The sequence below is a fragment of the Pseudomonas sp. KH_050 genome, assembly GCF_057838875.1.
Map to the genome: position 1 here is coordinate 1,929,630 of NZ_CM174478.1, position 19,795 is coordinate 1,949,424.

Sequence of the window (19,795 nt, forward strand, 5' to 3'; positions counted from 1 at the left end):
CGCAGCGTAACGCTTCGGCATGGAGGCACTATGGGGCTCAAAGGGCATGCGGCCATTGTTGGCACCGCACAATACAAACCGGAAAAGTACGCGACCGCGCCCAAGATGTTTCACCTTGAGCAAGTCGCCGACCTGGCGGCCCAGGCCCTGCGTGATGCCGGGCTCAAGGCCTCGGACCTCGATGGACTGGTGATCAACGGCCCGCATTTTCATGAAGCTTCGGTGTTCGTACCGGCGATGGCCGCCGAGTATCTGGGCTTGCGCCTGAACTTCGCCGAAGTGGTGGACCTGGGCGGCTGCACGTCGGTGGGCATGGTCTGGCGCGCCGCCGCGGCCATCGAACTGGGGCTGTGCCAGGCAGTGCTGTGCGTTATCCCTGCACGCATGGCGCCGTTCGGCCCCGATGAGGACCCCGGCTGGATGGCCCGGTCCATGCGTTTCGGTGGACACAGCACGGCGTTTGGCGCGCCCGAAGCCGAATTCGACCTGCCTTACGGGCACATGGGCCAGAACACTGGCTACGCGATGATCGCCCAACGTTATGCCGCACAGTACGACTACGACCAGCGGGCGATGGCCAAGATCGCCGTCGACCAGCGCACCAACGCCCTGGCCAATCCGCAAGCAATGTTCTACGGCCAACCGTTGACCATCGAACAGGTACTGGCCAGCAAAATGGTCGCCGACCCGCTGCACGTCCTGGAAATCGTCATGCCGGTGGCCGGTGGCGCCGCAATGATCATCACCAACAAGGAAGTGGCGGCGCGCGCCCGCAAGCGTCCGGCGTTCATAACCGGGTTTGGCGAACACCTGGCGTTCAAGTCGCCGACCTATGCCGAGGACATGCTCAACACGCCGATTGGCCCGGCTTCCCAGCGAGCCTTTGCCATGGCCGGGCTCAAGCCCAAGGACGTCGACGCCGCGCAGATCTACGACTGCTACACCATCACCACGTTGCTGACCCTGGAAGATGCCGGTTTCTGTGCCAAGGGTGAGGGCATGGCGTTCGTGCGCGAACACGACCTGACCTGGCGTGGCGATTTCCCGATGAACACCCACGGCGGGCAACTCAGTTTCGGTCAGTCGGCCTCGGCCGGTGGCATGAGCCAGGTGATCGAGGCGGTGACGCAGATCGCAGGTACTGCCGGTGAGCGCCAACTGGGGCGCTGCGACGCCGTCTACGTCTCCGGCACCGGCGGCGTGATGAGCGAGCAGGGCGCATTGATACTTCAGGGAGCATAAGCACATGTCCAATAACAAACCGATGCCGGTCGCGACGCAGATCTCCGCACCGTTCTGGGAGGGCCTGAAGGCTCGCCGCCTGTTGATCCAGCAATGCAACGCCTGTGCGCACTGGAACTTCTACCCCCGCCGGCATTGCACGGCGTGCCTGGAACATGACCTGGCCTGGCGCGAAGTTGACGGTACCGCGACGCTGTACAGCTACACCGTGACGCGCATTGCCACCTTGCCTGACTTTATCGATGAAATGCCGCAGAAGCTGGCGGTGGTCGAGTTGGCCGAAGGCGTGCGCATCAACACCAACCTGGTCGGCCTGGACGAAGACGAAATTCGCATTGGCATGCCATTGCAACCAGTGTTCGCCGAAGTCGACGCCAAGGGTAACCGCCTGCTGCGCTTTACCGGTGTAGACAAGGATGCAGCGAGCCTTGAGCCGCTGCCCGTGCAGGACAGCGAACCGGCACCTGTGGCGTCGGAACAACCGGCTGCCCGGCAGATCGACCTGAACGATGGACCGGCCTTGCAGACCCTGGTCAGCGAGCAGTTCAGCGACTGGAGCAATGTCGTGGTGGTCGACCAGGCGCTGATCGACGCCTTTGCCCTGTTGTCGGGCGATGATTACTGGATCCATACCGACCCGGAGCGGGCGCGCCTGCAAAGTCCGTTCGGCGGCACCATTGCCCACGGTGCGTTGGTGCAAGTGCTGCAATCGCGGATGAAACTGGCGCTGGGCTTCGAGATCAGCGGTTTCACCACCCAGATCAACTACGGCTCCGACCGCCTGCGCTTCCCGGCGCCAGTGCCGGCCGGCTCGCGCATTCATTCGCGGGCACGGGTGAAAAAAGTCGAGCTGTCGGCGCGCGGCACCCAGCTGACACTGGAACTCAACACCCACGTGGTCGGCCACGACCGGCCGTCGGTTATTAACGATCTGGTGATTCTCTACCTCGCCTGATTGTTGTGCCTAGCCGTCCACGGCCACGCCGTGGACGGCTCTGGCGCGCCACTCTGCACACCCCCGCGTCACTCGCTTCATGTAAGCCATTTGGACGATGTTTCAAACCGACCTACCCCCGACTATCCCTCTGAGGCAATGCCCACATCGCTTGCCTCGCATGCCCTGGCGCCTGACAAGAACAAGAGGATTGGCCCTATGACTTGCCTTATGCACGCGTGCCCTGAACAGGAGTGCTCCTCATGCGCTCGGTGATTGGCTATCTGGTCTGCCTGGTGGTCGCCCTGACCATTGGCTTCACCTTTTCCCCCAAAACTCCCTCTCAAGCGGAACTGCTGGCCACGCGCCCGGACCGTGTACAGATCAACGGCCTGCTCAATCTGGGCTCGCGCGTGGTAGCCGTGGGCGAGCGCGGCAGCATCCTGCTCAGTGATGACCAGGGCGTCAGCTGGCAGCCAGCCAGCGTCGCCACGCAGCGCAATGCCACTTTGACTGCCGTGGTGGCACTGGACGACAAGCGCTTGCTCGCCGTCGGGCATGACGGCTGGATCCTGCGTTCCATGGACGCCGGTAGCAGTTGGCAAGAAATACGCTACGACGCCGATCTGGGTGAACCGCTGCTGGGGATCTGGACCGCGGGTGGCGACAACGTCATGGCGTTCGGCAGTTTTGGCAAGTTCTATCAATCCGCCGATGCCGGGCAGACCTGGACACCCCAGGCCCTGGATATCGACAGCGCGCACCTGAACAGTATGACCGGCGGCAACGATGGTCGGCGGATGTTGGTGGGCGAGCAGGGCCTGGTGTTGCGCACGGCCGATGCCGGCGAGCACTGGCAGACCTTGCCGGTGTTCTACAGCGGTTCACTGTTCGGCATCGTGCGCCTGAGCGCGGACAACTGGGTGACCTACGGTATGCGCGGGCATGTGTTCGTCAGCCACGACTTCGGCGACAGCTGGACCCAGATCAACGTCGGTAACCAACTGCCGCTGTACGGCCATGTGGTGCTGCCCGATCACTCAGGGATAGTCATCGTCGGCGCAGGCAGCTCGGTGGTGCGCCTGGATGCACAGGGTGCACTGGTCGGTGTCGGGCGCCTGTCCGGGCTCGGTACGTTGACCTCCGCGACGATGGTTGGCTCGCGGCTGCTGGTCGGCGGCGAGCGCGGTGTATTGCAAGGTTCAGGTGGCAGCGTCGCTGCCCTAGCGGCCACTCAGGCCACCCAGTAAATGAGAGGCGGGCAATGAATCAAGGTAAACACTGGGTGACGCGCTGCGTCGAAACATGCGCCGACCACCTGATGGCCTGGCGCAAGGGGCTGCTGTTGCTGTTTGTGCTGATCACCCTGGGCCTGGGCTACAGTGCCACCCATACGCAGCTGGATCCGGGGTTCAACAAACAGATCCCGGTGACGCATCCGTACATGGTCAACTTTCTCAAGTTCAGCCGCTACTTCACCGGCGCCAACCGCCTGCTGGTCAGCGTGCATTGGAAGGGCGAGGGCGACATCTACAACAACGAGTACCTTGAGACCCTACGCAAAGTCACTGACGATGTGTTTTTCATCTCCGGGGTCAGTCGTCCCAGCGTGACGTCGCTATTTACCGCCAACGTGCGCTACATCGAAATTACCGAAGAAGGTTTCTTCGGCGACGTGGTGGTGCCACCGCGCTTCAGCGGTACCACCGAAGACCTGGCGCAGGTGCGCAGCAACACGGCGGCTTCCGGGCAGGTTGGCCGTCTGGTGGCCAATGACCTGAAGTCGGCCATGGTCCGCGCCGACCTCCAGGACACCGACCCCGCGACCGGCAAGCCAGTGTCCTATGTCGAGATCGCCAAACGCCTGGAAGACATCCGCGCCAAGTACAACAGCCCCGATATCGAGATCAATATCGTCGGTTTCGCCAAACTGGTGGGCGATGTGGTTGAAGGGCTGAACACGGTGATCGGCTTCTTTGTCGTGGCCTTCGTGATTACCGGGTTGCTGCTGTGGCTGTATTCCCGTTCCCTGCGCCTGACCGTGGTGGCGCTGGTGGTGGCGTTGCTGCCGGTGGTCTGGCTGTTGGGCCTGTTGCCGCTGCTGGGGTTGGGCATTGATCCGATGTCGATCCTGGTGCCGTTCCTGATCTTCTCCATCGGCGTTTCCCATGCAGTGCAGATGACCAATGCCTGGAAGCAGGATGTACTGGCCGGCAGCACCTCCCGGGAAGCGGCGCGCTCGGCGTTCTGCAAGATCTTCATCCCCGGTTCTCTGGCCTTGCTGATGAACGCCCTGGGGTTTGCGGTGATCATGCTGATCGACATTCCCATCGTCCACGAACTGGGGGTGACCGCCTGCATCGGCGTGATGCTGATGATCATCACCAACAAACTGATGCTGCCGATCATCATTTCCTACCTGCGCCTTGAACCTGCATTGTTGCAGCGGGCGCAATCCCGGCCGGTGGGCAGACACCGCCTGTGGTGGCGCCTGTCGGCGCTGGCCGAACCGGGGCCTGCCCTCGGGGTGTTTGCGATCAGCATCTTGCTGTTGCTGGCCGGGGCCTACAAGGCTCGCGACCTGGCGGTGGGCGATATCGGCGCGGGCGCGCCGGAGCTGCGGGCGGATTCGCGCTACAACCAGGACAACGCCAAGATCATCAGTAGCTACGCCATCGGGCTCGATGTGATGTCGGTGTTCGTCCAGGTCAAGGGCGTCGAGGAAGGTTGCCTGTCGCCCGCCGTGATGCGTGCGGTGGAAGCCTTCGATTTCCGCATGCGCACCGTCTCAGGGGTGCAGTCGATCCAGAGCGTGGCGGACATGGGCAAGCGGGTGATCGCCGGCAATAACGAAGGCAATCCGCGCTGGGCGGCGATTCCAGGTTCCTCCCGTGGCCTCAGCCAAGGCGCGAGGGCCTACATACCGGATGACGGGCTGGTGACCGACGGCTGCCAGCAGATGCAGATCCTGGTGTTCCTGGCCGACCACGAAGGCAGCACCGTGAGCCATGCGATCAATGAAGCCAAGCGGATCATTGCCGAAGTCAATTCGCCACAAGCCGAATTCCTCCTGGCCGGTGGCAACGTCGGGGTGATGGCGGCTTCCAACGAGGCAGTCAAACGCGCCGAAATCATCATGCTGGGGGCGCTGTTCGGTTCGGTGGCGTTGTTTTGCTGGCTGACCTTCCTGTCAATTCGCGCGGTGCTGTGCATTCTGGTGCCGCTGGCGATTGTCGCGATCCTGTGCAACGCACTGATGACCATGCTCGGAATCGGCCTGAAAGTCGCCACCTTGCCGGTGATGGCGCTGGGCGTGGGCGTGGGGGTCGACTACGGCATTTACCTGTACGAGCGTATCCAGCACGAAATGCTGCGGGGCGCCAACCTGCGCGAAGCCTTCTACGAGGCCATGTGCCAACGTGGCACGGCGGCGGTATTCACTGCCGTGACCATGTCGATTGGCGTCTGCACCTGGGCGTTCGCCCCGCTGAAGTTCCAGGCCGATATGGGCGTGTTGCTGTCCTTCATGTTCCTGGTCAACGTGCTGGGGGCGATTTTCCTCCTGCCGGCGCTGGCGGCCTGGTTCAATCGCGGGCGACCGTTGGTCACCGAACGGGTACGCCAGCCAGCGGCACAACATGGTCAGTTCCAGCTGAAGAACAGCCCGGCTGCGCGTGATTCTCAGTAGCAAGAAATAAACCTGCCCCGCCTATTGCGGGGTACGCAGGTGATAGGGAAACTGATTCGCGGGCCCCGGCGGGCAATTGCAGTCAAGAGGGAGAGCTTAAACTCTCCCTGGCCAAAATTATAAAAATAACAAGGGAAGGACACCGTCCTTACCCGAGCGAGGAGAAGACTATGCAAGAAGTTGTCTTGACCCCTGAAGCCCTGGCGACTCTTGGCCTGGACCTCACGCGCTTCAATGAGCTGGTGGGCGAAGTCTACGAAGGCGCGCTCGATCCGAAACTGATGGCCAACGCCCTCAAGAGCTTCCTCAAACTCTACGATGCCAACTACGTCACCCTGATCCTGCGGGTGCCGGACCAACCCGACATGGGTGTGATGATCATGGCCGGCGATATCGAAGGCGCCGGTGATGTCAACTACATGTCTTATCCACGAACCAACACGCCGTTCGTCAACCAGCCGCTGGATCGTGTGTTCACCGTCGATGACATCATGACCTCCACGGAGTGGGAACACAGCGCCTACTTCAAGGCATTCTGCGGTCCCAACGACGTGTACCACGTGATGGGCGCCGACGTTTCCACTCCGGACGGCGGCAAGGTCCGCTTTCGTATCACCCGCCCCAAACGCTCCCCCAACTTTTCCGCTAACGAGCGGGCGCTGTGCGCCATGTTCCTGCCGCACCTGCGCCGGGCCTTGCAGTTGCACAACCTGCTGGACCGTAGCGAGTCGCTGAGCGAGTTGTATTCCCAGGCTATCAGCCGCTTGTCGGTCGCTACCCTTGTGCTTGACGAGAGCGGCAGCGTGTTGCAGATCAATCCGGTGGCCCAGGAAATCCTTGCCCTGTCCGACGGCCTCAAACTGGTGGGCGGGCGCCTGGAGGCGACCTATCCCAGCGACAACCGCGAGCTGCAACGCTTGATTCGCGGCGCGTTCTCCCCGGATGCCCCGAAAAGCGCCGAGGCCATGTCGGTGACCCGTCCTTCCGGGCTGGTCAACCTCGGTGTAGTGGTTGAATCGATCCCGTCCCTGGACTGGGCCGAGGAGAAGGGCCAGCCGGCGGCGCTTGTGTACATCCGTGACGCAGCGAGCAAATCACTGGCCAGCGAAGCGGTGACCAAACAGTTGTTCAACCTGACCAAGGCCGAGACGGCGTTGGCCATGGAATTGACCAACGGCCTGTCCCTGGAGGAAGCCGCCGAAGCCTTGAACATCCGGCGCAACACCGCCCGGGCCCATTTGCGCTCAATCTTCTCCAAGACCGGCGTGAGGCGCCAGACCGAGCTGGTGCGCATCCTGCTCAACAGCGTGGTGGCCTTGGGAAAACCTAAGCTGACGTTGAAAGTGGCCGAGAAGATCAAGGTGCCGCCGCTGAAACTGGCTGTGCCTGTCTACCGCCAGGCCTGATTCTCCAAACCCTCCGCCGGGCCGGCACTGGCTGCCCGGCGCTACGCTCACCGACGCCCCCTCTTTTTTAGTCCGCATAGACGATGCCTCCAGGTAATCGCCCTGTCGATACTGGGTGACCTATCACGGAGAACCACCATGCCTATAACAGCCATCACCGGTAGCGCCTCGGGAATCGGTGCCGCCGTCAGCGCAGCCATGCGCGCAGCCGGACACCAGGTCATCGGGATCGATCGCAGCAACGCTGAAGTGATCGCCGACCTGTCCACCGCCCAAGGGCGTGACGCGGCCATCGCACAAGTGCTTGAGCAGAGTGGCGGGGTCCTCGACGGACTGATCTGCTGCGCCGGGCTCGGTGTCACTGCGCCCACCTGCGGGTTGATCCTGGCGGTCAACTACTTCGGCGTCAGTCAGTTGCTGGACGGCCTGCAAGGGGCGTTGGCCAAAAGCCAACAACCGGCAGCGCTGGTGATCGGCTCGGTGGCGGCGACTCATACGGGCCCTGACGGCCAGCCGATGATCGAAATGATGCTCGCCGGCGATGAGGCCCAGTCACTGGAGTTGGCCAACACCCTCGGCGAGCCTCACGTCGCTTATGCCGCCTCCAAATACGCCATCAGTCAACACGCCCGTAGCCTGGCTGTGAGCTGGGGCAAGCAGGGCATGCGGTTGAACGTGGTGGCGCCAGGCGCGGTGCAAACCCCGTTGCACCAGGCCTCGCTGGACGATGCACGGTTTGGCAAGTCGACCCGCGAGTTCGTCGCCCCCCTGGGTCGCTCCGGGCGACCTGATGAGATCGCCTCAGTAGTGGCGTTCCTGCAGTCGCCGCAAGCATCGTTTGTCCATGGCAGCGTTGTGTTCGTCGATGGCGGTATGGATGCCATGGTCCGCGCTCCGCGCTTCTAAAAGGAACCCGTATGAACAAGGTGGCATTCATCACCGGCGCCAGCCGGGGTATCGGCCGCGAGGCGGCACTGGCGTTCGCCCGTGCCGGTTTCGACCTGGCGATCAGCGCCCGCACCCTCAACGAGGGCGAGCAACATGAACACGCCTTGCGCGATGCCGCCGGAGCGCCGCTGGCCGGCAGCCTCAACGGCACCGCCCAAGCGTTGCGCGAGCTCGGTTGCCGGGTGCTCGTAGTGCCGATGGACCTGCTCGACAGTGCCTCGGCCCTCGGCGCCTGCGAGGCGGTGTTGGCCGAGTACGGGCGCATCGACGTGCTGATCAACAACGCGATCTATCAGGGCAGCGACCTCAATGCCGGGTTCATGGACCTGCAAGCGCAAACCCTGGAGCGGATGTTCAAGGGCTACATCCTTACGCCATTCATCCTGACCCGGGCGGTAGCCGAACATATGGTGGCGCGCGGCGGCGGAGTGGTGATCAACGTCACCTCCGGCGCTGGCGAAAGCGACCCACCGGTGGCGGCGGGCAAGGGGGGCTGGGGTTATGCCTACGGTGCGGGCAAGGCGGCAGTGTCACGGTTGTCCGGAGTACTGACCACGGAGTTGGGCGATCTCGGCGTTCGCGCCTATACCCTTAATCCAGGGGTGGTCACCACCGAAGCGCTCAAGGCCACCATCGGCGACAAAGGATTGATCGCTCTGCGCTCCGGCAGCGCACCGCCCCATGTCCCGGCGGCAGTCATGCTGTGGCTGGCCACTGCCGAACAGGCACCGGAGTTTCAACGCCGGACGATTGCCGCGCAGCCGTTTGCGTTGGAGCATGGGATTGTTGCTGATTGGCGATAGGCCGTTGACCGGATAGAACCGGGTATTTTTCTGTGGGAGCGAGCCTGCTCGCGAAGGCGGCCTGAAAGCCGACTGGGATATTTGGTTTTACCGGGTACATATCCATTGCTGCGGTTACGGCTGCTTAGGGTTCCGCCCTTACGGCGGGTCACTTTGGAAAAGCCCCAAAGTAACCAAAGGGCTCTTGCCCCACCACTCGGTGCCTCGCCTGCGTTCGGCCATCGTGGTTTTAAGGGGCGCCTAAATCAAAAGCAAAAGCGAGGCGGCCTGACAGCCGACCTGATTACTTGCCTGTCCGCGCTCCTACAGGGGATCAGGTGCATCCGCGAAAATCAGGTCGGCTGTCAGGCCGCCTCGTGTTGCTTTGGCTTTTGATCTTCTTGCCCCCTCGAGAGGCCGAGCGCAGGTTCTGCGCAGTGGGCAACCCGGCATGGATGCCGGGTTAGCCGCCCCCGGCCATGGATGGCCGATGGCGGCGGGCCCACGGAGCAGGACCGGAGCGAGGGCATGCCGAGCATTAGCGAGGCACCGAACGAAAGGGGCAAGAGCCCTTGGTTACTTGGGGCTTTTCCAAGTGACCCGCCGTAAGGGCGGAACCCTAAGTAGCCGTAACCGCAGCAATGGATATGTACACCTGAAAAAAACCATCGCCACACAAAGCCTTACCCCTGCCGCCGCTGACGGGCGAGGGTCATGGCGGTGTCTTCGATCATGTCCTCCTGGCCGCCAACCATTCCCCGCCGCCCCATCTCGACGAGAATTTCCCGTGCCGAGACTCCGTATTTCTTCTCGGCGCGCTTGGCGAACAGCAAGAACGAACCGTAGACCCCGGCGTAGCCCATGGTCAGGGCATCGCGGTCGCTACGGATCGGGAAGTCCATGATCGGCACCACTAAATCTTCGGCGACGTCCTGGATACCGAACACGCTGACGCCGGTGTCGATGCCCATACGGTCGCACACCGCCACCAGCACTTCCATCGGCGTGTTGCCGGCACCGGCGCCGAGGCCAGCGCAGGCGGCGTCGATACGGTTGGCCCCGGCGGCAATCGCGGCGATCGAGTTGGACACGCCCATCGACAGGTTGTGGTGGCCATGGAAGCCGATCTCGGTTTCCGGCTTGAGCGCCGCGCGCATCGCCGTCACACGGGCGCTGACGTCATGGGGCAACAGGTAGCCGGCCGAGTCAGTCAGGTAGATACAGTTGGCGCCGTAGCTTTCCATCAGCAAGCCTTGCTTGACCAGACCTTCAGGGCCGTTCATGTGGGCCATCATCAGGAAACCGACGGTGTCCATGCCCAGGCCACGGGCGTGGGAGATGTGCTGTTCGCTGACATCGGCCTCGGTGCAATGGGTGGCCACGCGAATGGTGTTGACCCCCAACTCATGGGCCATTTTCAAGTGGTCGACAGTGCCAATGCCCGGCAACAGCAGCGCCGAGACCTTGGCCTTTTTCATCAAGGGGATCACCGCCGACAGGTACTCCTCGTCGGTGTGGGCCGGGAAGCCGTAGTTCACCGAGCTGCCACCCAGGCCGTCACCGTGAGTGACTTCGATCAGCGGCACGCCGGCTGCGTCGAGGCCGCAGGCGATATCTTTCATCTGTTGCAGGCTGATCTGGTGGCGTTTGGGGTGCATGCCATCGCGCAGGCACATGTCGTGAACGGTGATGCTTTTGCCGCGAAGATCCATGGTCGGCTCCTTATGCGTGGGCGGTTTGGGCAGTGGCTTGCAGCACCAGTTCGCCCTTGAGGATTTCCTCGGCGAACATCTCGGCGGTGCGCGCCGCGGCGGCGGTCATGATGTCGAGGTTGCCGGCGTACTTGGGCAGGTAATCGCCCAGGCCTTCGACTTCCATGAAGATCGACACCCGATTGCCGTCAAACACCGGGCCGTTGACCAGCTTGTAACCGGGCACATAGCGTTGCACTTGCTTGATCATTGCCTCGATGGCGGCGGTGATCGCCGGCTGGTCGGGTTCGCTGGCAGTCAGGCAGTGCACGGTGTCGCGCATGATCAGCGGCGGCTCGGCGGGGTTGATGATGATGATCGCCTTGCCTTTCTTCGCGCCGCCGACCTTTTCCACCGCACTGGAGGTGGTGCGGGTGAACTCGTCGATGTTTTTCCGGGTACCGGGGCCGACCGACCTGGAGGCAGCGGTGGCGATGATTTCCGCGTAGTCCACCGGCTGCACGCTGGACACCGCCGCCACCAGCGGAATGGTGGCCTGGCCGCCGCAGGTGACCATGTTGACGTTCATCACGCCCAGGCCCAGTTGGGCCTTGAGGTTGACGGGCGGCACGCAGTATGGGCCGATGGCCGCCGGGGTCAGGTCGATCATCAACACGCCCAGGGCATTGAGCTTGCGCGAGTTCTGCGCGTGCACGTAGGCCGAGGTGGCGTCGAAGGCGATCTGGATCTGATCATCGAGGACATGGGGCAGCAGGCCATCGACACCCTCGGAGGTGGTTTTCAGGCCCAGTTCGCGAGCCCGCACCAGGCCTTCGGAGGTGGCGTCGATGCCCACCATCCACACCGGTTCGAGCACCTCGCTGCGCATCAGTTTGTACAGCAGGTCGGTGCCGATGTTGCCCGGCCCGATCAGCGCGCATTTGATCTTTTTGCTCATGGTCTTTGGCTCCAGAGGAGGGAAGGGGTGATCAAGGGACAAAGTGCAGGCTGGCTTCGCCGAGCCCGCTCATGGACAGACTGATACGGTCGCCGGCCACCACCGGGACCAGCGGCGCCAGGGCACCGGAGAGAATGATTTCGCCCCGGCGGAACGGGATGCCCAGTTCGCCCAGGGTATTGGCCAGCCAGGCCACTGCCGCGCAAGGGTGACCTTGCACCGCCGAGCCCAGGCCCGAGCCTGCCGGCTGGCCGTTTTTCAGCAGTTGCATGTGCACCGCGGCGAGGTCCAGTGAGCGCGGGTCGATGCGCTGAGTACCAAGGGCGAACACGCCACAGGATGCGTTATCGGCCACTGTGTCCTGGATGCGGATCTGCCAGTCGTCGATCCGCGAATCGACGATCTCGAAGCATGGCGCCACCGATTGAGTGGCGGCCAGCACGTCCTCGGCGCTGATGCCCGGGCCTTGCAAGTCTTCGCCAAGGATAAAGGCGATTTCGCCTTCGGCCCGGGGCTGGATCAAGTTATAGCGAGCCAGGCTGACATCGCTGCCATCCTCGACCTGCATGGCATTGGTGAGGAAACCGAAGTCCGGTTGGTGGACATCGAGCATTTCCTGAACGGCGCGGCTGGTGACCCCGATTTTTTTGCCGATCACCTGCTCGCCAAGGGCTTCGCGGCGTAGCAGGAACTGCAGGGAAATCCCGTAGGCCTGCTCCAGGGTGATCTGCGGATAGCGCCGGGTCAGGGGCGCCAGTGTCTGTCGGTTGCGCAGGGCGTTGAACAGTTCGTCACCGAGCGCGTTGATCAAATGGGCGTCCATGGCGAGGGCTCCAGATGGGTGGGAAGAAAAAAAGCCCGCCCCTGCATCAACAGGGACGGGCCCAAAGGAGTCGGTTTAGCCGGGCCAGACCGACGAGTCGGCACCGCCATCGACATCAATGATCTTGCCGGTCACCCAGGCCGAAGCGGGGCTGGCCAGGTACAGCGCGGCGGCGGCGATGTCTTGTGGGGTGCCCAGGCATTTGAGCGGGGTGTTGGTCTCCATGACCTGACGCATGGCTGCCGGCATCACGCCGTTCAGCGCTTCGGTCAGGGTGGGACCGGGGGCGACGGCGTTGACCCGGATCTGCGGCGCAAAGTCCTGGGCCAGCAAGCGAGTCAGGTGGCTGAGGGCAGCCTTGGCCGTGCCGTAGGCGCTGAAATGGCGCTGGGCATAGCGCGCCGCCACCGAGCTGATATTGATGATGTTGCCGCCACCGGCCTCGCGCATCAGCGGCACGCATAACTGGCAGAAGGCGTAGCTGGTGGCGACGTTGAAGTTCAGCACCTGGGCGAACTGCTCAGGCGTCATAGCCAGCGGATCGTTGGGCCCGCCACCGCCGACGTTGTTCACCAGATGAGTGATACGACCCATTTGCTCAACGCTGTGGCGCACCAGCGCATGGCGTTGCTCGGCATCGTTGACGTCGCAGGCGAACGCCAGGGCGCGCCGGCCCAGACCACGAACTTCTTCGGCCACGGCCTGTACCTCGTCCAGCGAGCGCGCCGAGCACACTACATCGGCGCCGGCTTCGGCATACGCCAGGGCAATCGCCCGACCGATACCCCGGCCGCTGCCGGTGACGATGGCGACGCTGCCGTCCATTTGGAAACGCTGCAAAATACTCATGGGCCCTTGCTCCGTGGGGTCGACTATGGATGCGTTTACTATCGCTGTCGTGGTTAGGCAGGGCATCGTCTCAATGGACTAGCAAGCAGGGCACAAAACCTGTGGGAGCGAGCCTGCTCGCGAAGGGGACAGTACATCCAACATCCTCATTGCCTGACACTTCGCCTTCACGCCCTGAGCCTTCCCGTCAACTCGGTTTGGCTTTGTCAGAGCCACCTTCATTGCGAGCAAGTCGGATCGCCGCACCGCAGCTCCCAATCAAGATCAAAAGATCGCAGCCTGCGGCAGCTCCTACAGGGGGACGCGTATGCCCAGGCCGGCCGGTAGGCCGCCTCGCTTTTGCTTTTGCTTGGCTTTTGATCTTGATCTACCCGCCCCTTCGGCAGGCCGAGTGGAGGTGTTCATCAGGGGGGGTGGCGCGTAGCGCCGTCAGCGCAGCTGACTGCGCCGCATTGCGGCGCTCCCTGATGGACACCGGAGCGAGGGAACTCCGAGCCTTAGCGAGGTGCCGTACGCCGGGGCGAGACCTTTGGTTACTTTGGGGCGTTTGCCAAAGTGACACGCCGTAAGGGCGGAACCATAAGTGGCCGTTACCGCAGGAATGGATATGTACACCCGCAAGAGATAGGCCGGCTGTCAGGCCGCCTTCGCGAGCAGGCTCACGCTATTGGCGGGAACCGAGTCCAGCCCTAGTCCGCTTTGACGATGAATGATTGTTCGCTCGATCCGATGATCCATCACACCTCGCGCAGTGGCGCAGTGAGATCGGGAGAATTGAGTGATGCACAGCATGCGAGAAAAGACCCAGGACGAACGTGATCTGCTTGAACGTGCACGGAGCCTGGTGCCAGCACTCAAGGCACGCACGGCGCAGGCCGACAAGGACTTGAAGGTGCCGCAGGAGAGCGTTGCCGAGTTGCAGTCCGCCGGTTTGCTGCGGGCCTTGCAGCCACGGGCGTTCGGTGGCTATGAAGTGGACCCGCGTACCTTCTTCGAAATCCAGACCATCCTCGCCGAGGGTTGCATGTCCACGGCCTGGATCTACGGCGTGATGGGGGTTCACCCTTGGCAGCTGGCACGTTATCCGATCGAAGCACAGCGTGAAGTTTGGGCGGATGACCACAGCACTTTGATCTGCTCGACTTACATGCCGGCGGCCAAGGTCACGGTAGTCGAGGGCGGTTACCGGATCAGCGGGCGCTGGGGTTTCTCCAGCGGCAGCGAGCACTGCCAATGGGTGTTTTTGGGCGGCATCCTGCCGCCCGATGGCGAACTGGCCGCCGAGCACGGCACTTTCCTGCTGCCGCGTCACGACTATCAGATCGAGCGTAACTGGGACGTGCTGGGCCTGCGTGGCACCGGTAGCCATGACATCGTAGTCGAGGATGTGTTCGTCCCTGCCCATCGTGTACAGCGCACCAATAACTGGACCCTCGAAGCGACGCCCGGGCGACTGGTCAACACCAACCCGATCTACGCGATCCCCTTCGCCCAGGTGTTCTCTCGCGCTGTCTCGACCTCGGCCATAGGCGCCCTGCAAGGCGCGATCAACGAGTTCCGCGACAACGCCGCCAGGCACATCGGCAAGCACGGCGCCCGTACCGCTGAAGATCCGGTGGCGCAAACCGCTGTTGCCGAAGCGATGATCACCGTCGACGGCCTGCGCCTGGTGCTGGAGCGCAACTACGAGCACCTGATGAGCCTGGCCCGTGCCGGCGAATACCCGGACACCGAAACCCGCCTGCTGTATCGCTACCAATCGGCCTACGTGACCAATATCTGCGCCGAACGGGCCAACGACCTGCTGCGCAGCATGGCCGCCTCTGGCTTGTACAACACCAACCCGGTGGCGCGGCTGTTCCGCGACCTGCATCAGGCGCGTGGGCACATCGCCAACAACTACATGGCCTACGGGCGCAGCTACGGCGCGGTGATGCTGGGCCTGCCCAACCCGGACCCGTACGTCTGAGGCCATGGTGCCCGTTTCGATACCCCTGGGTTTACACCTGTCCGTGATACACGGGCAGGTGGTCATGAGTACCTGACCTATGAACAATTATCTTGCCCTGCGCGTGGCGCGAGTGATCGAGGAAACCGCCGATGCGCGTTCCCTGGTGTTCGACGTGCCAGAGCATCTTGGCGAACGTTTCCGTTATCAGCCTGGTCAGTTCCTGACCTTGCGCATCCCCTTCGAAGACGGCTGGTTGCCGCGCTGCTATTCGTTGTCGAGCACACCGTTGCTGGGCGAACCGCTGCGGGTGACGGTCAAGCGCGTGCGTGACGGCCGGGCCTCGAACTGGCTCTGCGGCGAGTTGCAGGCCGGTCAAATACTGGAGGTGCTGCCGCCCGCCGGGGTGTTTGTGCCGCGCAGTCTGGACGACGACCTGCTGCTGTTCGGCGGGGGCAGCGGCGTGACGCCGGTGCTTTCAATCCTGCGGTCAGCGCTATTGGCCGGCCACGGCAGGATTCTGTTGATCTACGCCAACCGCGATGAAGCCTCAGTGATCTTTCGCGACGAACTCAAGGCCTTGGCCAGCGCGCACCCGCAACGCCTGCAGATCGTCCACTGGCTCGATTCGGTGCAGGGCATTCCGACCGTCGAGCAATTGGCTGAGCTGGCGCGTCCGTTTACCGACGCCCAGGCCTTTATTTGTGGCCCCGGGCCGTTCATGGACGCAGCGGTCAGTGCACTGAAAAGCCTGGGCCTGCCTGGCGGCCGGGTCCATGTCGAACGCTTTGTCTCGCTGCCTGGCGAAGGCGAACTGCCGCTGGCGGTCAGCAGTGAAGCGGCGATGGCTGCGCAGTTGTCGGTGCGTCTGGATGGCGAGGAACACAACCTGGCCTGCGACAGCGGCGAAACCGTGCTGGCAGCGATGGAGCGTGCCGGCCTGAATCCACCCAGCGCCTGTCGGGTGGGTGGCTGCGCCTCGTGCATGTGCACGCTGGAAAGTGGCGACATCGAGCTGCTGCACAACGATGCGCTGGACAGCGGTGAACTGGCCGAAGGCTGGATCCTTGCCTGCCAGGCCGTGCCAACCAGCACCCACTTGCGTATCCGTTTTCCCGAATGATTCAGATCACCGAGCCTACGATGAACCAGAGCTTGAAGATATCCCTACCGCTGAGCGAAGTGCCCACCACCATTGCCCGGTTGGTGTTCCAAAGCGCCGAGCGTTTTGCCGGTCGCACGGCCATCGAAGACAACGGACAGTGCATTGATTACGCCGAGCTGCCAGAACGGGTCATGTGCTTTGCCCGGGGCTTGATGGCGCTGGGCATTCAGGCCGGCGACCGGGTCGGTGTCTGGGCGCCGAACAGCGCTGACTGGATCCTCACGGCGCTGGGCATTCAATGCGCCGGTGCGGTGCTGGTGCCGATCAACACGCGCATGAAGGGCCTTGAGGCGGCCGATGTGCTGGAACGCAGCGGCTGCCGGCTGTTGTTTGTCCAGCAACACTTTCTCGACGTCGACTACCTGGCGCTGCTCGCTCCCCATCGGCCGGCCAACCTTGAACACCTGGTGATCCTTGATGGCGACACGTCCGAGCTGCCTTCGAACCTGACCCTTGCACAGTTCCTGCGCGGTGCCGCGACCATCGATGCCGAGAGTGCCAGGCGCCGCGCATTGGCAGTCGGCCCCGAGGCCATGTGCGACCTGTTGTTCACCTCCGGCACCACCGGCAAACCCAAGGGCGTGATGAGCGGCCATGGCCAGAACCTGCGGGCCTTCAGCGAATACGTCAAGGTCATCGGCCTGGTGCCGGGCGATCGCTATCTGATCGTCAACCCGTTCTTCCACGCCTTTGGCTATAAGGCCGGTTGGCTGACTTGCCTGATCGGCGGGGCGACCATCCTGCCCCATGCGGTGTTCGACGCAGAAGAAGTCTTCCAGCGCATTGCCCGAGAGCGCATCAGCGTCCTGCCCGGCGCGCCGACCCTGTACCTGTCGCTGTTGGCCCACCCGCGGCTCAAGCAGACCGACCTGTCGAGCCTGCGCATTGCGGTAACCGGCTCGGCCAGCATTCCGCCGAGCCTGATCGAGCGCATGCGTAACGAGTTGGGGTTTGCCGTGGTCACCACCGCCTACGGCCTGACCGAGTGCGGCGGGCTGGCGACCATCTGCGATCCCCGGGACTCGGCGCAGGTGATCGCGGGCACCAGCGGCCGGCCGATTGCCGGCACCGAAGTGAGCATCCGCGACCCGCACAACCAGGCGTTGGGCGCAGGGCAAACCGGCGAGATCTGCCTGCGTGGCTTCCACGTCATGCAGGGCTATTTCCAGAATCCCGAAGCCACTGCCGAAACCATCGACGCTGAAGGCTGGCTGCACACCGGCGATGTCGGGCGCCTGGATGAGGCGGGCAACCTGATCATCACCGACCGCCTGAAGGACATGTTCATCGTCGGCGGTTTCAACTGCTACCCGGCGGAAATCGAAGCGGCGCTGATCAAGCACCCGGCGATTGCCCAGGTGGCGGTGATCGGCATCGCCGATGAACGCATGGGCGAGGTCGGGTGTGCCTGCGTGGTGCTGCGTGGAGGAGAAGCACTCGACGAGGCGCAACTGATCGCCTGGAGCCGTGAGCAGATGGCCAATTACAAGGTGCCGCGCCAGGTCCGCTTCTTCAACGCCTTGCCACTCAACCCGTCTAGCAAGGTGGCGAAGAACGAACTGCGCGCGGTGGTCAACAGCGCTCAGGCATGAGGTGCGCTCATCTCACCAAACGGACGATGTACACGGCACCGGTTTTTTTCATGCTGTGGCAACACGAGCAAAAAACAACAACAAAGGAGAGGGGCATGTTTACGCGAAACATTGTTGCGCGCCATCCGGGGAGCCTGATCAGGGGTCGCTGCCTGTTGGCAACGGCCATCACCGTCGCCAGTGCCACGACCAGCGCCGCACCGACCATCCAACTGGGAGAAAACACCACGCTGGATTCGTCGTTGACGGTCAACTACACCGCGTCCATGCGTACCGCCAAGCAGGCCAGTCAATACCTCAACGACCCCAACAACGACGACGGCACGCGCAACTTCAAGCGCGGATCCTTGATCAACAACCGTCTGAGCCTGTTTGGCGAACTGCAACTCAAGCACGACAACCTCGGAGCGGTGCTGCGCGGCAGTGATTTCTATGACGATGCCTATCACCAGCGCAACGCCAACGACTCGCCGGATACGGTGAACAAGCTCGGGCACAACGATGGCTTCAGTGACAAAACCCGTCAACTGAGTGGCGGCACCGGGCGCCTGCTCGATGCGTATGTGTATGGCAACTTCGAAGTCGGCGAAACCCAGTACTTGTCGCTCAAGGCCGGGCAGCATCTGGTGGCCTGGGGCGAGAGCCTGTTCTGGCCCAACATCAGCCAGGGCCAGGCCCCGGTGGATGCCACCAAGTTCAACGTGCCGGGCACCGAGGCCAAGGACTCGTACCTGCCGGTGGGGCAGGTGTCGGGGTCGTGGTCGCTGAATGAAAACCTGGCGCTGGTGGGCTTCTACCAGTACGAGTGGGAGAAGACCCAGCTCAACCCCGTAGGCGACTACTTCGGCAGCGACACCTTCGGTCCCGGCGCCGAATTCTATCGCTTGGGCAGGGGCCAGGTGGACAGCCTGCCCAACGGCGCGGCGGTCACTTACGCCGGTGAGAAAGACGCCAGCGACAGCGGCCAATGGGGCCTGGGCGTACGCTACCGGATCACCGAGAACACCGAGGTGGGGCTGTTCCATTACCGCTACAACGAGCGCATCGGCTCGCTGTTCTTCGACTTCACCGGCAACACCCAATACTCGTCGCTCAAGGGCATTGGCCATAACGGCAATGCGATGACTTATCGCATGGGCTACTTCGAAGACGTCAAGTTGACCGGGATCAGCTTCAGCTCCAAGGTCGGCGACTCGGTGCAGTACGCCGGTGACCTGAGCTACCGCGACGGCGCCTCGGTCTACCTGAACAACGGCGCGCCAACCACCGGGCAGATCTGGCAAGGCAACCTCAACGCCTTGTACATCCTTGGGCCGAGCATCCTGGCCCAACAGACCACCTTCATGGGCGAAGTGGTGCATCAGCACATTGCCGACGTGGACAGCTTGACGATCACCGGCGGCGGAGCTGGCGTGGACGGCACGTTCGACACGTTCGAGTCGAACACCCAGACCCGTGGCTCGACCCTGCTGGGCATAGGCGCCTACATGGACTACCCGTCCATCGCCAACGGCCTGGACCTGAGCACCAAGGTGGTGTGGACGCAGAACGTCGACGGCAGCGCCTATCAGGGCCTGGGCCGTGACGAAAAACGCCTGACCGTGGGTGGCGACTTCAAGTACTTGGGCAACTTCCAGATCGGCATGACCTATGTCGCCTACCTGAGCTCGCCGGATGTCGCCCAAGGCCGACTGCTGGCTGACCGTGATTACCTGTCGCTCAACGCCAAGTACACCTTCTGATGATCATGGCTGTGTCGCGATATGGCG

At 62.9% G+C, this 19,795-nt stretch carries 15 protein-coding genes; 11 read left to right on the forward strand and 4 right to left on the reverse strand.

All coding sequences use genetic code 11. The annotated features are described in order from the left end of the window. Positions 1 to 30 precede the first annotated feature (30 nt). The 7 genes from AC3IUA_RS08925 to AC3IUA_RS08955 all read left to right on the forward strand — a co-directional run bounded on the left by AC3IUA_RS08925 (position 31) and on the right by AC3IUA_RS08955 (position 9,021). Positions 31 to 1,242: a thiolase family protein gene (locus tag AC3IUA_RS08925; RefSeq protein WP_489360116.1), complete on the forward strand. Its 1,212-nt coding sequence runs from the start codon at positions 31 to 33 to the stop codon at positions 1,240 to 1,242. A 4-nt stretch (positions 1,243 to 1,246) separates the two neighbouring features. Then, positions 1,247 to 2,197 carry a bifunctional OB-fold nucleic acid binding domain-containing protein/MaoC family dehydratase gene (locus AC3IUA_RS08930; protein WP_489360118.1) on the forward strand — a complete coding sequence of 317 codons (951 nt, stop codon included), beginning with the start codon at positions 1,247 to 1,249 and terminating at the stop codon, positions 2,195 to 2,197. A gap of 242 nt (positions 2,198 to 2,439) precedes the next feature. After that, complete coding sequence (locus AC3IUA_RS08935) at positions 2,440 to 3,426, forward strand: WD40/YVTN/BNR-like repeat-containing protein (RefSeq protein WP_489360120.1); 987 nt, start codon at positions 2,440 to 2,442, stop codon at positions 3,424 to 3,426. A 14-nt stretch (positions 3,427 to 3,440) separates the two neighbouring features. Then, complete coding sequence (locus AC3IUA_RS08940; protein ID WP_489360121.1) at positions 3,441 to 5,864, forward strand: efflux RND transporter permease subunit; 2,424 nt, start codon at positions 3,441 to 3,443, stop codon at positions 5,862 to 5,864. A gap of 170 nt (positions 5,865 to 6,034) precedes the next feature. After that, positions 6,035 to 7,270 (forward strand): helix-turn-helix transcriptional regulator, encoded by a 1,236-nt coding sequence (locus AC3IUA_RS08945; RefSeq protein WP_489360122.1) that lies wholly within the window; start codon positions 6,035 to 6,037, stop codon positions 7,268 to 7,270. Between the two features lie 138 nt (positions 7,271 to 7,408). Then, positions 7,409 to 8,176: an SDR family oxidoreductase gene (locus AC3IUA_RS08950; protein WP_489360124.1), complete on the forward strand. Its 768-nt coding sequence runs from the start codon at positions 7,409 to 7,411 to the stop codon at positions 8,174 to 8,176. A gap of 11 nt (positions 8,177 to 8,187) precedes the next feature. Continuing rightward, positions 8,188 to 9,021, forward strand: a complete 834-nt coding sequence (locus tag AC3IUA_RS08955; RefSeq protein ID WP_489360125.1) for an SDR family NAD(P)-dependent oxidoreductase — start codon at positions 8,188 to 8,190, stop codon at positions 9,019 to 9,021. Between the two features lie 662 nt (positions 9,022 to 9,683). On the opposite strand, the gene dmpG is transcribed toward AC3IUA_RS08955, so the two are convergent. The 4 genes from dmpG to AC3IUA_RS08975 all read right to left on the reverse strand — a co-directional run bounded on the left by dmpG (position 9,684) and on the right by AC3IUA_RS08975 (position 13,321). After that, a complete protein-coding gene (dmpG, locus tag AC3IUA_RS08960; RefSeq protein WP_489360127.1) occupies positions 9,684 to 10,712 on the reverse strand; it encodes a 4-hydroxy-2-oxovalerate aldolase in 1,029 nt (342 codons plus the stop codon). A gap of 10 nt (positions 10,713 to 10,722) precedes the next feature. Beyond that, positions 10,723 to 11,649, reverse strand: coding sequence for an acetaldehyde dehydrogenase (acetylating) (locus AC3IUA_RS08965; RefSeq protein ID WP_489360128.1), 927 nt, complete (start codon positions 11,647 to 11,649; stop codon positions 10,723 to 10,725). A gap of 31 nt (positions 11,650 to 11,680) precedes the next feature. Next, the gene (locus tag AC3IUA_RS08970; protein WP_489360129.1) at positions 11,681 to 12,472 is read right to left on the reverse strand and encodes a fumarylacetoacetate hydrolase family protein; all 792 of its coding nucleotides are present in this window, start codon (positions 12,470 to 12,472) and stop codon (positions 11,681 to 11,683) included. A 75-nt stretch (positions 12,473 to 12,547) separates the two neighbouring features. After that, the gene (locus AC3IUA_RS08975) at positions 12,548 to 13,321 is read right to left on the reverse strand and encodes a glucose 1-dehydrogenase (protein ID WP_489360131.1); all 774 of its coding nucleotides are present in this window, start codon (positions 13,319 to 13,321) and stop codon (positions 12,548 to 12,550) included. A gap of 781 nt (positions 13,322 to 14,102) precedes the next feature. Between AC3IUA_RS08975 and AC3IUA_RS08980 the strand changes: the two genes are divergently transcribed. From AC3IUA_RS08980 to AC3IUA_RS08995, 4 genes are all read left to right on the forward strand, one after another. After that, positions 14,103 to 15,290, forward strand: a complete 1,188-nt coding sequence (locus AC3IUA_RS08980) for an acyl-CoA dehydrogenase family protein (protein WP_489360133.1) — start codon at positions 14,103 to 14,105, stop codon at positions 15,288 to 15,290. 79 nt (positions 15,291 to 15,369) lie between these two features. Continuing rightward, positions 15,370 to 16,392, forward strand: a complete 1,023-nt coding sequence (locus AC3IUA_RS08985) for a 2Fe-2S iron-sulfur cluster-binding protein (RefSeq protein WP_489360135.1) — start codon at positions 15,370 to 15,372, stop codon at positions 16,390 to 16,392. 20 nt (positions 16,393 to 16,412) lie between these two features. Next, a complete protein-coding gene (locus tag AC3IUA_RS08990) occupies positions 16,413 to 18,026 on the forward strand; it encodes a FadD3 family acyl-CoA ligase (RefSeq protein WP_489360137.1) in 1,614 nt (537 codons plus the stop codon). Between the two features lie 95 nt (positions 18,027 to 18,121). Next, positions 18,122 to 19,768, forward strand: coding sequence for a DUF1302 domain-containing protein (locus tag AC3IUA_RS08995; protein WP_489360139.1), 1,647 nt, complete (start codon positions 18,122 to 18,124; stop codon positions 19,766 to 19,768). Positions 19,769 to 19,795: the final 27 nt, after the last annotated feature.

Bases quoted from the DNA above. Each gene is read 5' to 3' on its own strand.
- AC3IUA_RS08925 (WP_489360116.1), top strand. From the start codon at position 31: ATGGGGCTCAAAGGGCATGCGGCCATTGTTGGCACCGCACAATACAAA.
- AC3IUA_RS08930 (WP_489360118.1), top strand. From the start codon at position 1,247: ATGTCCAATAACAAACCGATGCCGGTCGCGACGCAGATCTCCGCACCG.
- AC3IUA_RS08935 (WP_489360120.1), top strand. From the start codon at position 2,440: ATGCGCTCGGTGATTGGCTATCTGGTCTGCCTGGTGGTCGCCCTGACC.
- AC3IUA_RS08940 (WP_489360121.1), top strand. From the start codon at position 3,441: ATGAATCAAGGTAAACACTGGGTGACGCGCTGCGTCGAAACATGCGCC.
- AC3IUA_RS08945 (WP_489360122.1), top strand. From the start codon at position 6,035: ATGCAAGAAGTTGTCTTGACCCCTGAAGCCCTGGCGACTCTTGGCCTG.
- AC3IUA_RS08950 (WP_489360124.1), top strand. From the start codon at position 7,409: ATGCCTATAACAGCCATCACCGGTAGCGCCTCGGGAATCGGTGCCGCC.
- AC3IUA_RS08955 (WP_489360125.1), top strand. From the start codon at position 8,188: ATGAACAAGGTGGCATTCATCACCGGCGCCAGCCGGGGTATCGGCCGC.
- dmpG (WP_489360127.1), bottom strand. From the start codon at position 10,712: ATGGATCTTCGCGGCAAAAGCATCACCGTTCACGACATGTGCCTGCGC.
- AC3IUA_RS08965 (WP_489360128.1), bottom strand. From the start codon at position 11,649: ATGAGCAAAAAGATCAAATGCGCGCTGATCGGGCCGGGCAACATCGGC.
- AC3IUA_RS08970 (WP_489360129.1), bottom strand. From the start codon at position 12,472: ATGGACGCCCATTTGATCAACGCGCTCGGTGACGAACTGTTCAACGCC.
- AC3IUA_RS08975 (WP_489360131.1), bottom strand. From the start codon at position 13,321: ATGAGTATTTTGCAGCGTTTCCAAATGGACGGCAGCGTCGCCATCGTC.
- AC3IUA_RS08980 (WP_489360133.1), top strand. From the start codon at position 14,103: ATGCACAGCATGCGAGAAAAGACCCAGGACGAACGTGATCTGCTTGAA.
- AC3IUA_RS08985 (WP_489360135.1), top strand. From the start codon at position 15,370: ATGAACAATTATCTTGCCCTGCGCGTGGCGCGAGTGATCGAGGAAACC.
- AC3IUA_RS08990 (WP_489360137.1), top strand. From the start codon at position 16,413: ATGAACCAGAGCTTGAAGATATCCCTACCGCTGAGCGAAGTGCCCACC.
- AC3IUA_RS08995 (WP_489360139.1), top strand. From the start codon at position 18,122: ATGTTTACGCGAAACATTGTTGCGCGCCATCCGGGGAGCCTGATCAGG.